The following is a 15,055-nucleotide window of genomic DNA, read 5'->3' as shown; positions in this document are numbered from 1 at the left end:
TCGGGAAGTAAGGTGCCTTGGCCTCGATGTTCACCTTGGATAAAGCGCTTCATGGGCGATCCCTGCGATGAAATCCTCAGAAATCATAGCAAGGGTTCGCGAATGCGTTTTTACACACTCTGGGCCGTTTTCTGCCTGTCACGAAGGGCAGAAAACGACCCATTGCGAACGATCAGACTTCATTTGGGAAGCGCTGAACAAACATCCGATTCTACCTCGTCGACGTATTCAGCCTGATGTCTACAACCTGGTGGGCGAGCACTGCTATTTCGGGCCGGTTTGAGTCCTGGTTTTGCAGGTTGGCGGAGTATCGCCCGTGTTGCGGGCGGATTGATCCCGTGGCTTCGCACTAGCGACGATAGTAGCGGTGATCGTCCTCATAGCGGTGCCGCATGGCGCGATCCTGGTGGCGCTCCCAATAACGATGGCGTTCAGCTTCTTGGCGGGCTTGCTCTCTACGCCACTTATCTCTACGCCAGTCGTCTCGGCGCCAATCGTCTCTACGGTCGTGCCAACGGTCGTCGTGCCAGTATCGATCGTCATGGGCAAGCAACGGCCCAGGTTGCTTGCCGGCCATACTAGCCAAGGTCGGCCAAGGGTTGCCGGCGGCCTGGACAGGAGCCTGAACGGCTGTGACTTCAGTTGCGAAAACAGGGGTTGAGGTCTTCATCTGTGCTGCTGATGCCGAGCCCACTGCCGCGAACGCGAACAGGCCGAAGAGCACCATCCGTGGGTCATGGAATTTCATGAGCGAAGGCAACCTCTGATTGACAATTGGATGTGGGGCCATCTGGCTGCGGGAAGCCTGCGGGTTCGCGCTTACCCAGCGGATGTGCCTATCCACATAGACCGATAAATAGGGAAAAGTTCTAGGGAGCCGCTGTTTAAATAGCTAACGGCCTCAGTGTTCGGCCCCTCTGATGCTTGCTATCTCGATGTCCCTTCTGGCCGTTTTCTGCCTTTGGTCAAGGGTCGAAATCCACAACCCAAAGCTGACGTTCCGCAACGGGAGCACCACTTGGGTAGGTTAGGCTGCGAAAGGGTGGTCGGATCGCTAAGAAACGGCTTCGGCTTGAATGAATTATCAGGCCGCGTCCTCGCGGTAGGTGCCATCGGAATGCCTGGCCCGACCAGAATTGTAAATTTCGGTGGTGTTTGAGTTACATGGATCAGCTCTCAGAGGAAATGATTGAGTCGTCACTGGATTCAGCCGCCAGTTTCAATCGGTCAGCTTTACTAATGTATTTAGACTTGCTTGCCGGTGCCAATTTGGCACTGGCCTTTTTGGCGTGAGCCTTTAATAGCTGCTGTATTTTTTTACGACGATTCATGTGTTCTGCTCAGCTTGTAAATTCTTGAAGGGTATCAGCTTAAATGTTAATCCAGATCTCTGTGCCGCGCTCTTGGTGCATTATCGATCTGGCAGCCGTCGTTTCGAGGGCGCTGATGCATGGATCGGGAAGGGCGGGACAATGTGGTTCAGTCGTGCAGATCTGCCGCTTCTTCCAGGTGGTCAATGTGCTTGAAACGCTCAACCAGAAAATCGATCAAGCTGCGCACTCGCGCTGAAAGGTGTAACTGTTGCGGGTACACCGCATAGACATCGGCGCGTGTCGGTGTCTGGTCTTCCAGTACTAATCGCAAGCGGCCACTGCGCACGTATCGGGCGATGTCCCATTCAGCTCGCAAAAGAATGCCGTGCCCTTCCAGCGCCCAGTTCAGGGCCACTTCACCGTCATTGCAACCCAATGCTCCACGAACCTTGATGTTTTGTGTGCGCCCACCGTTGGTGAAACTCCACACGCCGTAGGGCGTTTCGTTTTGCCGTAGAAAGATGCAGTTGTGTTGCTGTAAGTCCGTCAGGCGTTGCGGCACACCATGTTTTTCCAGGTACAGGGGCGATGCGCATAACAGACGACGATTGGACGCGATCTTGCGTGCATGGAAGGCGGCGTCCGGCAGCGTGCCGAATCGAATGCCCAGGTCAAACCCGTGCGTCGTCAGATCAAGCGGGTGATCGCTGATTTCCAGCTGCACTTCCACCTCCGGGTACTGTGCGAAGAACGCACCCAGGGCAGGGCCGATGTAACGGCGACCGAAACCCAACGACGCGTTGACCCGAACAAGGCCTTTAGGCGTCGCCCGACTGCTATGGAGCAACTGCTCGACCTCATCGATCTGCGTCAGGATGCGGGCGGCATGCGAGAAAAGCAGTTCACCTTCAGAGGTCAGGCTCATTGAGCGTGTCGTGCGGTTGACCAGGCGGATGCCCAATCGAGCCTCCAGCGCGGTGAGACGCTTGCTCACTGCCGGTGGAGTGATGCCCAGTTCCCGCGCGGTCGCGGCGAGGCTGCCTTTGTTGGCCAAGAGGTAAAAAAATGACAAATCCAGGGTCTGGCTCATTCGTAACTCAAAGTTATTTATGTAGTGATTCTGAGTAACTCACACCTATTTGTTCACTACATATACTCCGCTCACACCCTGATTGAACAGCCCGTTCAACAGGCACAACAAGAACGTTACAAGAGTGGAGTTGACCATGAGCGCATACAAAATTGCAGCGGTTCCAGGTGATGGCATCGGTGTCGAAGTGATTGCCGCTGGTGTCGAGGTGCTGCAAGCCCTGTCGAAAAAGTCCGGCTTCCAACTGGATTTCAAACACTTTGACTGGAACTCGGATAACTACCTGAAAAACGGTTACTACATTCCCGAAGGTGGCCTGGATGAATTGAAAACCTTCGACGCTATCTTCTTCGGTGCCGTCGGCGCGCTCAACGTACCGGATCATATTTCCCTCTGGGGCTTGCGCCTGCCGATCTGCCAGGGCTTCGATCAATACGCCAACGTACGTCCCGCTCGGGTACTGCCGGGGGTGAAAAGCCCACTGCACAACGGCGATCAGATCGACTGGGTGGTCGTGCGGGAAAACTCTGAAGGTGAATATTCCGGCAACGGCGGTCGCGTACACCGTGGCCTGCCGGAAGAAGTCGCCACCGAAGTCTCGGTGTTCACCCGTGCCGGGGTCGAGCGCATTCACCGCTTCGCTTTCGAACTGGCGCAGAGCCGTCCACGCAAGCACCTGACCATGGTCACCAAGTCCAACGCCCAGCGTCATGGCATGGTGTTGTGGGACGAAATTTTCTACGAAGTGGCCAAGGATTTCCCGGACGTCAAAATCGACAAGGAATTGGTCGATGCGGTGACCACGCGCATGGTGCTCAAGCCGTCGACGCTGGATGTCATTGTCGCCACCAACCTGCACGCCGACATTCTGTCCGACCTGGCCGCAGCGCTGTCCGGCAGCCTGGGCATTGCGCCGACCGCCAACCTCAACCCGTCACGCAAATTCCCTTCAATGTTCGAGCCGATCCACGGTTCGGCATTCGACATCACCGGAAAAGGCGTGGCCAATCCCATCGCAACGTTCTGGACCGCCGCAATGATGCTAGAGCATCTTGGAGAACCCGCCGCAGCCAAACAGCTGATGTCCGCTATCGAAGCCGTTACCGAAAGCGGTTTGCATACTCCGGATCTGGGCGGTAACGCCACTACTCGACAGATTACGGATGCAGTCATCGCGTTGATCAACCGCTGATTTTTTCCAGCGATTCAAAGTAGTACTGCGGCACAACGCCAAGGGGCAGATCGCTTGATCTGACTCCTTGGCATTTCCTGACAACAATAAAAAATCAGGGCCCTGTCATGAAAAGAATATTTGGCAAACTCTACGTACAAGTGCTCATCGCCGTCATCCTCGGCGCCATCGTTGGCGTGTTCGTTCCTGAAACCGGCACTGCGCTCAAACCCTTGGGCGATGCCTTCATCAAATTGATCAAAATGCTCCTCGCGCCGGTGATCTTCCTGACCGTAGTCACGGGCATTGCGCGCATGGAAAACATGAAGGAGCTGGGGCGGGTCGGCTTTCGCGCGCTGCTGTATTTCGAAGTCGTGTCGACGCTGGCACTGGTGGTTGGCCTGGTGGTGGTCGATGTGTTCAAGCCCGGCGCGGGCATGAACATCGATGTTGCCACCCTCGACACCTCAAGCCTGGCCACCTACACCTCGGCGGTGAAGCATGCCTCGTTCATGGACTTCGTCATGAACATCATCCCCGATACGATTGTGGATGCCTTCGCCAAGGGCAACGTCCTGCAAATCCTCTTGTTCTCCATTCTGCTCGGCATCGCCCTGGCTCACGTCGGGCCGCGGGGCAAACCCTTTGTCGACACCCTGGACAGCCTGATGCAGGGCATGTTCCGCATCGTCAACATGGTGATGCGACTGGCACCGATCGGCGCATTCGGCGCCATCGCCTTCACCATCGGCAAATACGGTTTCGGTTCGCTGTTCTCACTTGGCAAGTTGATGGCCTGTGTGTACCTGACCTGCGCGGTGTTCGTGATCTTTGTGCTCGGCCCGATCTGTCGCTACAGCGGCTTCAGCCTGTGGAAGTTCCTCAAGTTCATCAAGGAAGAACTGTTCACCGTACTGGGCACCAGCTCATCGGAGTCGGTGCTGCCGCAGATGATTTCCAAAATGGAAAAGGCCGGGGTGTCCAAACCCGTCGCCGGCATGATCATTCCTTCCGGTCTGACCTTCAACCCGGACGGGCAGGCGATCTACTACACCATCGCTGCGATTTTCATTGCTCAGGCGACCAATACGCCGCTGACCCTGACTGATCAACTGATCGTGTTGGCGGTGCTGATGTTCACCTCCAAAGGCTCGGCAGGTGTTACGGGTTCGGGGTTCATCATCTTGGCCGCCACCTTGTCTTCCCTGGGCACCATACCGGTGGCGGGCATGGTGTTGCTGCTGGGTGTCGACCGGTTCATGTCGGAAGCGCGGGCAATCACCAATACCATCGGCAATGGTGTCGGCACCATGGCCATCGCCAAATGGGTGGGGGCGCTGGACACGGTCAAAATGAACAAGGCGCTCAATGGTGACGTCGAGGAGGAAAAGTCTGCCACGGTTGATGAGGCCAATCGCATTTTTGCTCATTCGGCGGTGGGCGAGGGGGGCGTGCTGCCCAGTCTGAAAAAAGCCTCTCGGGCGTAGGGGGCGTGGCGCTGAATGCAGTGATGTTTAGCGCCATTTTTGATTCAACCCAAAGCCGCCGCTCGCACTGTACGAGAAAGGCGGCTCCACTGACGAACTGACGGTCAGGATCGCTGACTTGCGGACAACCAGTCGGCGGCACGTTCGGCGATCATGATTGAAGCGGCGTTGGTGTTACCGCCAATCAGCGTCGGCATGATCGAGGCATCCACCACGCGAAGCCCCTCGATCCCATGCACACGCAATTGGCTGTCCACCACGGCATGTTCGTCTACGCCCATTTTGCAGGTGCCGACCGGGTGATAAATGGTGTCGGTGCGCTGGCGCAAAAGCTCGATCAGCTGTTCGTCACCGTATATCCCTTCGCTGTGCATATCCTTCAGACCGTAGCGTGCCATCGGGGCTTGCCAGATAATTTCCCGGGTCATTCGGTATCCGGTGAGCAGGGTCTCCACATCGTCGTCATGCCCCAGAATGTTGGGGTCAATGCGCGGTGGGGCGCTCGGGTCATTCGATTGCAGGCCGACGCTGCCGACGCTCTTGGGGCGCAGCACGCAGACGTGGCAACTGAAACCATGGCCCCAGTGCAATTTGCGGTTGTGGTCGTCAATCATCGCGATCACCGAATGCAACTGGATATCCGGGCGAGCAAGGCTGGCGTCGGTTTTCAGGAAAGCGCCACCTTCGGCGAAGTTGCTGACGAAAGGGCCACGTCGGTGCCGGACATAGTCGATCAACGCCTTACCCATCTTCGCGCTGCCGCGCAGGGAGACCCCCATCAAGGATGTGTCGTGGCTCTTGTAGCTGAGCACGACATCCGGATGGTCTCGCAGGTTCTGCCCGACACCGGGAAGTTCGTGCTGCACCTGTATGCCCTGTGGCTTGAGTTCCGCTTGCGGGCCAATCCCCGAGAGCATCAACAAGTGCGGGCTACCAAAGCATCCGGCACTGAGCAGTACCTCCTGGCGGGCCTTGATGGTCTGGCGGTTGCCCCTGATGCGCAGCTCCACGCCGACGGCCTTCTTGCCTTCCAGCACGATGCGCTCGGCGGCGACTGAAGTCAGCACGGTGAGATTTTTGCGGGTATGTCGAATCGGTTTGAGGAACGCGGTGGCGGTGCTCCAGCGCCGACCGTCGCGGATAGTCACGTCATACTGACCGACGCCTTCCTGGTCGATGCCATTGAAGTCGGGGTTATGGCGGTGTCCGGCCATCTGTGCCGCCTCGATAAAGGCTTGGGTGGCCGGATGTATCGGGTTCTTGCCGACATAGAGTTCGCCATCCGCGCCGTGATAGTTGCAGGCTCCGCGGTGGTTCATTTCACTCTTGCGAAAATACGGCAGTACGTCGGCGAACGACCATCCCGGATTACCCAGGGCCTGCCAGTCGTCAAAGTCACTGTGATGACCACGGATATAAACCATGCCGTTGATTGAACTGCTGCCACCCAATACCTTGCCTCGTGGCTGATAGCCGCGACGTCCGTTCAGGCCAGGTTGCGGTACTGTCTGGAACGCCCAATTGACATGTCGGCTCGGCAGGATCGCCGCGACGCCCACGGGTGCATGGATCAGTGGCGACCGGTCTTCCGGACCGGCCTCCAACAAACAGACTGTGATATTGGGATTTGAACTCAGGCGATTAGCCAGGACGCAGCCGGCTGAGCCGGCGCCGATGATTACGTAGTCGAATTCCATCACAGCATGATCCCGATGAGCGAACAGGGGCTGCTTCGCAAGGAAGCAACAGTGGATACCTGGGATGGATTGTTGGCTGAAACATACAGAAAACTATTGATCTTTCATGACATTTATTTGATCTTTGATGACATGACTTCTTTGATCAGAACAACATCATTTACCGGGTTTCGTGAAGTGACGAGCCAGCTAGGCGGGCAAGCTGACGTGATGCTTGAACGCTTTCGCATCAATCCGGATCTGCTGATGGACGAGGACGCGCGCGTGCCGTTGCGTTCGTTGGTGGGGCTGTTGGAGTTTGCTGCGCAAGAGCTGGAGTGCCCCGATTTTGGTCTGCGCATGGCTGAGTACCAGGACTTGCATGTACTCGGACCGATTGCAGTGATCGCTCGAACGTGTGCAACGGCGGGAGAGGCGCTAGCGCAAGTCATCCGTTTTATCGGTTACCACAGCCCCGGCATCCAACTTGATCTCGACCTGAGTGAGGCCCGGGCTCCGCGTCTGGTGATCGACATCCGGCTGTCCGGACCGAGCCCGCGACGGCAAATGGTGGAGCTGGCGATGGGGGTGGCGCATAACGGTATGAAGTTGCTGTATGGCGACAACTTCGTTGCCCAGTCCATTCTGTTTTCCAGTCCTCTTTCAACTGCGCAGGCTTACCGGCGCTATTTCAAAACAACGGTGTACACGGGCCAATCCTGCAACGCGATGGTTCTGCGCGACGAACAACTGAGTCAGCAACTTGAGCAACATGCTCCCTACCTGCATCACGCACTGGAGGCGTATTTCAACCAGTTCGACTTGCAAGCGACATCGAGTATCGTCAATCAAGTCGAACGCCTGGTCCTGCGCATGATGCCGATACAGCGTTGCCGTTTGCCGTTGATTGCCGAGCAGCTCGGCATGCACGTGCGCATGTTGCAACGAAGGTTGGCCGAGGAAGGGCGAAGTTTCGATGAAGTGGTTGAGGCCCTTCGCCGCGACCGTGCCGACCACTATCTGGCGGAAAGGCACATGCCGATGTCCCAGGTTGCCGGTCTTCTCGGGTATAGCGAACAGAGCGTGTTCAATCGCGCTTGCCGGCGCTGGTTTGCCATGTCGCCGGGAGCCAGGCGTCGTCAGTTGTTTGGAAATGGCGACCTCTGATGAGGTCGCAGCATCGTCCAGGGCAAATCATTTAGTCGCTTGCGCGACATTGCCGCAGAAAATATCGACGTTGCCATCCTCGGGTGAGGTACGCAGAAGAACGGAGTAATTGCCGGCAAGCAGGTCTTGCATTTTTATCGGCGCGCTTCTGTAAAAGGTCCACCCACCGGTCCCCGCATTGGGTTCAGTATTGACCTTGTCGTTCAACGCGTAGGCGACTGCGCCGGGTTGCTGGCAGCTGCCTTTGTTGATGAACGTGAAGATGCGCGGGGGCATGATGGTTCCGGTTGGAACACCTGTGATGTAGAAGTCAAAGTTGGTTTGATCGCCCACGCTGGTCAACGTGGTAGTGGCAATCTTCCCTGGATTCCCGTGGGTCGCTGCCAAAGGAAGGTTCATCGAGTGGTTTGATGAGCTGGTGCAGCCGAAGAGACTTGCGGTGACCAATAGCGCTGCCAGAGGAGTGTAGAATTTCATTGCCAATCTCCAGTAATGGAAGAAGTGCATGGGGGCCTATTGGGTATAGCTCATTAATACGGTGTCGCATTCTTGAGCCTCTACTTTTATAACCACCCCCAAAAATCCCTGGACCCCCCGGTTTATCAGTCAAACATCGTTAACCCGCAGGCTCACGCGCTTGAGCACCTGTAGGTAGGTGGGTGGTTCCGGTACGATGCCGCGCTGTCGCAAAAGTGCATGCAATTTCGGCAGGCGAAAATACGGTACCGAGGCCATCAGATGATGCTCAATGTGAAAGTTGACCCGAATAGGCGCCACGCAAGCGCGGGCGATCAAGCCGGCGTGTGTGGTACGGGTATTGCGAAGTACGTCCGGGCTTGATTCCAGACAGGCATGTTCCGCCATGGAACGAATGCGGATGAACAGCGGGAACGGTGTGATGTAGGCCAGTCCCCAAACGCTGTATAGCCAGGCATTTCCACTGATCCAGAACACAGCAAAGAGCAGGGCGTTGGTGAGCAGCATACCGCTGGCGTTTTTGAAGAAGGTCCGTGGATAGTCCCACCAGCGACGACCCTCCTGGGGCAGGCGGCGGATATCGCTGGTCAACGACCACTGAAGCACACCGGCATCCATCAGCAAGCGTCCCATCAGGAACTTGAGGCCGGTGACGCCAGAAAGATCACGCAGGCACTTGCGCATCAATGAGCGGCGAGTCGTAGGCAATCCTGCCACCAGACAGAGATCGGGATCGTCGACAGAAGAAGTTTTGGCGTGATGGGTCAGATGATACGGACGGTACTTGCGCAGCTCATTCCAGATCGGCCGAGCGCACAACCAATCAACCAGTACGTCATTGCACCATTTGGTCTTGAACAAAGTGCCGTGCGCGGCATCGTGCTGCAAAATCCCAAAGCACAACTGGCGTCCGGCAATAATACCCACACCCAGGATCAGTGCGAGGCTGAATCCCCACCAGGGCAAAAAATCGCGGGCCCAGGCCAGACCCAAAAAGGTCAAGGCCAGCACCCCCCAAGTAGAACCCACCGCCCAGGCGCCCCACCAATCTGAGCGTTCGCTAAAGGATTTGATTTCGTCGCGGCTGAGAATATCGCTGATTTTAGTCTTGTTATGCATGTCTATCCTCTACATCAAAGGCCTGTAGTCGGCCTGGGTGATGAGTCAGTTGGGGCTTGAGGGTTGTTGCAAAAAGGTGCGCCAGATCTGGTGACCGTGGTCCACGAAACGTTGGGTGCAGGCAAGGAATTCGGTGCGCAGCGCCACATCGGCCAAGGGGTGCGGCAGCAGGGGGTCGAAGACGATCTGGCGGATGGCTTCGCGGCCGAGGATGAAAGATTCGCGTGCGGCCGCATCCAGCTTCAGTTGCTCGGCGCGCAGGGCCCAGCTCTCCAGTTGCTCGCAATAACGGCGATAGCTGTCGTTAAGCAACTCGCCGTTCCACAGACTTTGTATTCGCTGCGCTTGCGTCTCTTCGAAGCCCGTGGCCTGGAAAACCAATGCCGCCGGCTCCAGGCCGAGCTCGATCAAGCGTTGTCGCAAAGATTCGACATCAGGCTCGACATTGTTCGGACGCACGTACAGATCCTTGTCCAGTTCCGCGAAGCCAAGCATGTGCAGCGCACGTTCACGCTGGCGCAAGATGTTGCGGTCACTGCGCCCCAAGGCATTGCACGCAACCATCAGATAACTACCGTCCCACGGCCGCAGATGCTGCTCCACGCTACGCCACCCAAACAGCTGCGCCGAAATGTCCTTGGCTTGCGGTCCCAACTGATAACTACCGCGCCCCGCACCTTCTAGTAATGCTTCGGTCGTGAGGCGCGCCAGCGTGACCCTGACGTTGTTTTCACTGATTCCGAATAGCTCACACGCGACGATCGCTTCCTTGACTTGCAAGGGAACGCCGTTTTTAGCGACCAGCAGTTCGAGCACCAGGCTTTTTGCGCAAGGTTTCATTGTTTTCCCAAGTCATTACACTTTAGGTGAAAAATTATCGTAATCGGTAATATTACGCAACAGGCTATTAAAATAGTAATTTTGTAATTATCAGGAGTTGATGCGCGAAGGTGGGGCCGCAAGCTATAGCGGCTATCGGTGAAGGTCTTTGCCAGGTGTACTGCTTAAGTCACTCCATCCTCATCTTGGCGAGAAGGCTTTCACGCTGACCAATTTCTTCTTCCACAGCCCTCACTTCCTTCATATAAAGCTCTACCGCGGGTGGCAGTGAGCGCTCTTTGAGGTAGATGAAGCCATAACGGGTACGCAGTGCGAGGTCATGGATGGGTAACGGTACGATTGCACCCGCCATGATTTCCTGCTCAAAGGTCGATAAATTCCCCAAGGCCAGCGCATTACTGGTCTCGACGAACTTGACGATTTGCATCGGTACGTCTATTTCGATCGCCGGTACAAAATCACCCGTCACCGCATCATAAGCGCCAGCACAACCCAATGTTGCCGGGAGCAAATGGCGGGCCAGCCGCAGAGGAAGGCGCGAGGCCACCCACGGATAATCGAGTGTTTGCGCCAACGTCAGTGAGCGACGTTTCGACAGCAGCGGATGGCCGGGGCGGCAAAATAGGCGTCCTTCATGCTCACCCACCAGCTCACAGGTAAATTCCTCCCTGCCGGCTAGCGTGCTGATTTCGGCGATCCCCAGGTCTACTACCCCTGTGGCGACCTGGTGAGCAACCTCACGCCATCCGGCGACATGTGCAGTGACCTTGATGTGCGGATGCCGGGCGTGTAATCGCGCGATGCTGGCGTAACCGCTGGCGATGCTTGGATAGGGACCCAAAGCGACCTTCAGTGCGCCAATATCGCCTCCCGCCAGCAAGGCGATGTCACGTCGCAGGTCTTCCTCGGCCATCAACAAGCGCTGGCTTTTCTCACGAAGCAGCTGTCCAAACGCAGTCAGCACGACGCCTTCTGTGCGTCGGTCGAACAGCGTGACCCCGAGTTCGCTCTCCAATAACTGGATGCTTTTGCTCAATGCCGGCTGGGAAACCCCCAGCGCTTTTGCTGCCCGACCAAAGTGCGCGTGTTCAATCAATGCCAAAAACTGACGTAGGCGGCGTGGTGTCATGTCATAACCTTTATGTTATCGAAAAGCGCTAAAACGGAATTTTTCGTAATCAAATGAATATGCTATTCATGGCCGGACGGGTCAAGTTGACGCGTAACCAATAAATAAAATCGGGCGCAATTCACCGCATTGACGCTCTTGGCACCCCTTTGGCGCAGGAACCCTTCCATGTACAACAAGACCTTCCATCTGGCACTGGCAATCACGCTTGGCAGTGGCGTCAGCCCTGCCGTTTTTGCGGACGATGCAAACGGCGTAAGTTCAGATCCGACCTCAGCACAAAATGTGCACTTCGATAGCAAAGGCAAAGCACCTTCGACCTACACGATCGAACTGCAGAAGGGTGTGCGCAAGGCACTCCCTTTCGCGGACAAGCGCGACTTGGAAGAAGCGAAAAAAGGCTTCATCGCTGCACCGACCTACAACAAGATCATGGCTGAAGCCGGGAACGTCGCCTGGAACATGGGCAGTTATAACTTCTTGCTGGAAGGTAAGGACTACGACAGCATCAATCCGTCCCTGCAACGCCAGGCGGTGCTCAACATGGCCTTCGGTCTGTATGAGGTGGTTCCGGAGAAGATTTACCAAGTGCGCGGGTTTGACTTGGCCAACATCACCTTCATCAAGGGGGATACGGGCTGGATTGTGTTCGATACCCTGTTGTCGAAGGAAACCGCCAAGGCGGCCCTGGACTTCATCAATGAAAAACTCGGCAAGCGGCCGGTCGTAGCGGTGGTGATTTCTCATTCCCACGCCGACCATTTCGGTGGTATCCGCGGCGTGGTCGATGAAGCAGACGTGCGTAGCGGCAAAGTCCCGCTGATCGCACCGCAAGGGTTCATGGAACATGCCGTGGCTGAAAACGTCTACGCCGGCAATGCCATGACTCGGCGCGCGTTCTTCCAATATGGTCTGATGTTGCCGCACAGCCCCTATGGCCATGTCGACATGGCCATCGGAAAAAATGCCTCCATTGGCAACATGGGGCTGATTGAGCCCAATCGCTATATCGCGAAAGACTTCGAGACCTTGACCATCGACGGTGTGGAAATGGAGTTTCAAAGCACTCCCGGCACCGAAGCGCCTGCGGAGATGAATACCTGGTTTCCGCAATTCAAGGCTTTCTGGGCCGCCGAAAACATCATCGGCACGATCCATAACATTTACACCCTGCGTGGTGCCTTGGTCCGTGATCCACTGGTTTGGTCGAAGAACATCAACAACGCTTTGTATCGTTACGGACAACAGGCCGATGTCATGTTCGCATCCCACAGTTGGCCACGTTGGGGCAATGAGCGAATTCAGGACGTCATGCGCGCGCAACGCGATGCCTATGCCAACCTGAACAATGCCGTACTGCACGCCGCCAATCAGGGCGTCACCATCAACGAGATTCAAAACGTCTACAAATTGCCCGAAAGCCTGAAAAACAATTGGGCGACTCATAGCTACCATGGCTCGGAAGAGCACAACAGCCGTGCCGTGATCAACCGCTACCTGGGTTACTGGGATGCCAACCCTGCGACGCTGATGCCGCTGTCTCCGAAAGATTCGGCACCGCTGTATGTAGAAATGATGGGTGGCGCCGACAAGATCATGACCAAGGGGAAATCCCTGTTCGATCAGGGCAAGTACCGCGAAGCCTATGAGATCCTCAATAAACTGGTGTACGCCGAACCCCAAAACAGCAAGGCCAAAGACCTGCTGGCGGATGTTTATGAGCAAGTCGGCTATCAGAAGGAAAGTGCCGGGGTGCGCAACAGCTTCCTCGCTGCGGCGTATGAATTGCGCCATGGCATGCCTAAGGGGGTGCCGCCAAAAACCACCGGACCTGACATGATCCGCGCCATGAGCACCGAGTTGTGGCTGGAATACCTCGGCATCGCTCTGGACGGCAGCAAAGTCGCTGACCAACACTTCGTCTTGAACCTTAAGACTCCGGACAATGGTGAGCAGTTTGTGGTTGAGTTGAGCAATTCGACGCTGACCAATATCAAAGGGCAGCAAGCGAAAAATGCCGACCTCACGATCACCGTTAACCGCTCTGATCTTGAAGGCGTAATGGCGAGGAAAACCGGCTTCGATCAACTCGTCCAGGCTGGCAAAGCTACATTCGAAGGCGACCATAAACCCTTCGCGCAATTGATGGCCGCCATCACCCCATTTACCCCCGCGTTTGAACTAATACCAGGCACCAATCAGTAATCCATCGCCTGCTATACGGTGAAGCAACCTTGCGCACGTGGAGACCTGTCGTGCGCAAGGTGCACAAAATTCGGGAGCACGTTTTTTGGGTTACTGTCCGAGACGAGAGAGTGTGTCGCGCATCGGTTCGACTGATACCCCGATCAACCCATCGAGCGGTCTGTTCATCTCTTGAATAAGCAGGATTGCCGCAGAGGCCGAAAGCGCACACGTTAAAAACGCGGCAATGACCGTCCCGTTGTTGGGGGCGAACAAGCCGAACGCGCCGAAGATAACGGATAGCCATGCTATGAGAATGATCAAAAACAAAACGGGTATCGAACCATGTGCTTGTAGCAGTGTTAACCACCGTGCAGCTAGCACTTCATCGGCAATTTGTTGCGCACGAGCCTTGAGCGCTCGCTGCGAATCATTGCCAGGCTTCAAATCATCAATCTGTTGCCTGAGAGCGTCCGAACGGCTAATGGCCTCTGGGCTGTCGAGTTGCGAGATCGTTGCGCTGTCGTGTGATGTAACAAGCTCGATCACGGAAGCGTAGTTGCGCTTGAGCACCGCACGGATGTCTTGGGTTTCGGGTCCATACCTCGCCAACACCCGGTCAAACTGAAACACCTTGGCCGCATTGACAGTGAGCTCGGTGCTGGTCGTTTCGTACGTAACTTTCGCGGACGAGATCAACAGCCCAAGCACCATGGCAGCCATTGTCGCAATCAGTCCGGTCGCCAGTTTTACAACGGCAATGGATTCATCGCTCAGGTGGTGTTCCGGCAACAACTTCTGTATGTAAAGACCCAGCAATGCGCTGCCGAATACACATGCAAAAGCAATTAGTGCGATGACAAAAGGGCTCAATTCAAATCTCCGGTTATGGCAGCGCAACCGCACGGCTGAAGTCAGCTATTTACTGCACCTGCACAATGGCTGGTGGTGACCAGGTGCCGGAATCCGCTGGAAGACTGACCAGAAAGCATTTGCCGGCCAGGGCTCTCCGGCTGCAAAGGTGAGTGTGTAATTGTGTTGACTGTCGTCGAGTCAATTACCTTTCGCATCGTTGTGAGCGAGAGGATACATGGCTTCGCCAGCATCATTTCCGTAAATGCCAGCCTTTGCAGCGGCGGCGCGAATTAACCAATTACCGTTGTAAAAGGCTTTGTCACCAAAGAGGGAGTCGACTGTCCACCCGGCCAGCCTTTCCCGCACAGCCGGCCAGTAGTACTACTGACATGACACTGTACAGCGCACCCACGAACAGCATGCGTGCTCGTTTCATGTGTCTTTCTCCTTAAAGAATGCGATGACCGTCGGCTTACGTTCGACTGCGGATCAAATCGCCTTTTTGAGTGTCCCGATCAGCATAGAGAGAGTAGGTCAGATTGATAGC

Annotated in this window: 13 protein-coding genes; 4 read left to right on the top strand and 9 right to left on the bottom strand. The window is 55.9% G+C overall.

From position 1 onward, the window contains the following. Nucleotides 1-349: 349 nt before the first annotated feature. The 3 genes from KGB06_RS16090 to KGB06_RS16080 form a co-directional block, all read right to left on the bottom strand. Nucleotides 350-748, bottom strand: a complete 399-nt coding sequence (locus tag KGB06_RS16090; protein WP_223517390.1) for a hypothetical protein — start codon at nt 746-748, stop codon at nt 350-352. A gap of 421 nt (nt 749-1,169) precedes the next feature. Next, on the bottom strand, nt 1,170-1,331 hold the full coding sequence (locus KGB06_RS16085) for a DUF2986 domain-containing protein (protein ID WP_223517388.1): 162 nt from the start codon (nt 1,329-1,331) through the stop codon (nt 1,170-1,172). A gap of 148 nt (nt 1,332-1,479) precedes the next feature. Further along, nucleotides 1,480-2,403, bottom strand: coding sequence for a LysR family transcriptional regulator (locus KGB06_RS16080; RefSeq protein ID WP_223517386.1), 924 nt, complete (start codon nt 2,401-2,403; stop codon nt 1,480-1,482). Between the two features lie 136 nt (nt 2,404-2,539). Here KGB06_RS16080 and KGB06_RS16075 point away from each other — a divergent pair, with 136 nt between their 5' ends. Both KGB06_RS16075 and KGB06_RS16070 read left to right on the top strand, forming a co-directional pair. After that, on the top strand, nt 2,540-3,595 hold the full coding sequence (locus KGB06_RS16075; RefSeq protein ID WP_223517384.1) for a tartrate dehydrogenase: 1,056 nt from the start codon (nt 2,540-2,542) through the stop codon (nt 3,593-3,595). A gap of 107 nt (nt 3,596-3,702) precedes the next feature. Beyond that, a complete protein-coding gene (locus KGB06_RS16070) occupies nt 3,703-5,061 on the top strand; it encodes a dicarboxylate/amino acid:cation symporter (RefSeq protein WP_223517382.1) in 1,359 nt (452 codons plus the stop codon). A gap of 104 nt (nt 5,062-5,165) precedes the next feature. Here KGB06_RS16070 and KGB06_RS16065 read toward each other — a convergent pair whose 3' ends face one another. Then, nucleotides 5,166-6,758, bottom strand: a complete 1,593-nt coding sequence (locus KGB06_RS16065; RefSeq protein WP_223517374.1) for a GMC family oxidoreductase — start codon at nt 6,756-6,758, stop codon at nt 5,166-5,168. Nucleotides 6,759-6,935: 177 nt separating this feature from the next. Here KGB06_RS16065 and KGB06_RS16060 point away from each other — a divergent pair, with 177 nt between their 5' ends. Next, nucleotides 6,936-7,904, top strand: a complete 969-nt coding sequence (locus tag KGB06_RS16060) for an AraC family transcriptional regulator (RefSeq protein WP_223517372.1) — start codon at nt 6,936-6,938, stop codon at nt 7,902-7,904. Nucleotides 7,905-7,931: 27 nt separating this feature from the next. Here the strand turns inward: KGB06_RS16060 and KGB06_RS16055 are convergent, their stop codons facing one another. The 4 genes from KGB06_RS16055 to KGB06_RS16040 form a co-directional block, all read right to left on the bottom strand. After that, a complete protein-coding gene (locus KGB06_RS16055; protein WP_223517370.1) occupies nt 7,932-8,381 on the bottom strand; it encodes a hypothetical protein in 450 nt (149 codons plus the stop codon). A 129-nt stretch (nt 8,382-8,510) separates the two neighbouring features. Next, the gene (locus KGB06_RS16050) at nt 8,511-9,500 is read right to left on the bottom strand and encodes a fatty acid desaturase family protein (protein ID WP_223517368.1); all 990 of its coding nucleotides are present in this window, start codon (nt 9,498-9,500) and stop codon (nt 8,511-8,513) included. 45 nt (nt 9,501-9,545) lie between these two features. Next, complete coding sequence (locus tag KGB06_RS16045; protein ID WP_223517366.1) at nt 9,546-10,316, bottom strand: PaaX family transcriptional regulator C-terminal domain-containing protein; 771 nt, start codon at nt 10,314-10,316, stop codon at nt 9,546-9,548. Between the two features lie 193 nt (nt 10,317-10,509). Next, the gene (locus tag KGB06_RS16040) at nt 10,510-11,469 is read right to left on the bottom strand and encodes a LysR family transcriptional regulator (RefSeq protein ID WP_223517364.1); all 960 of its coding nucleotides are present in this window, start codon (nt 11,467-11,469) and stop codon (nt 10,510-10,512) included. A 168-nt stretch (nt 11,470-11,637) separates the two neighbouring features. Here KGB06_RS16040 and KGB06_RS16035 point away from each other — a divergent pair, with 168 nt between their 5' ends. Further along, on the top strand, nt 11,638-13,674 hold the full coding sequence (locus KGB06_RS16035; RefSeq protein WP_223517363.1) for an alkyl/aryl-sulfatase: 2,037 nt from the start codon (nt 11,638-11,640) through the stop codon (nt 13,672-13,674). A 90-nt stretch (nt 13,675-13,764) separates the two neighbouring features. Here KGB06_RS16035 and KGB06_RS16030 read toward each other — a convergent pair whose 3' ends face one another. Next, on the bottom strand, nt 13,765-14,526 hold the full coding sequence (locus KGB06_RS16030) for a hypothetical protein (RefSeq protein WP_223517361.1): 762 nt from the start codon (nt 14,524-14,526) through the stop codon (nt 13,765-13,767). Between the last annotated feature and the right edge of the window lie 529 nt (nt 14,527-15,055).

This window comes from Pseudomonas sp. GL-B-19, assembly GCF_019956415.1.
Lineage (GTDB): Bacteria > Pseudomonadota > Gammaproteobacteria > Pseudomonadales > Pseudomonadaceae > Aquipseudomonas.
Note: the sequence above shows the minus strand (reverse complement) of the source record. Positions and strands in the feature narration are given on the sequence as shown.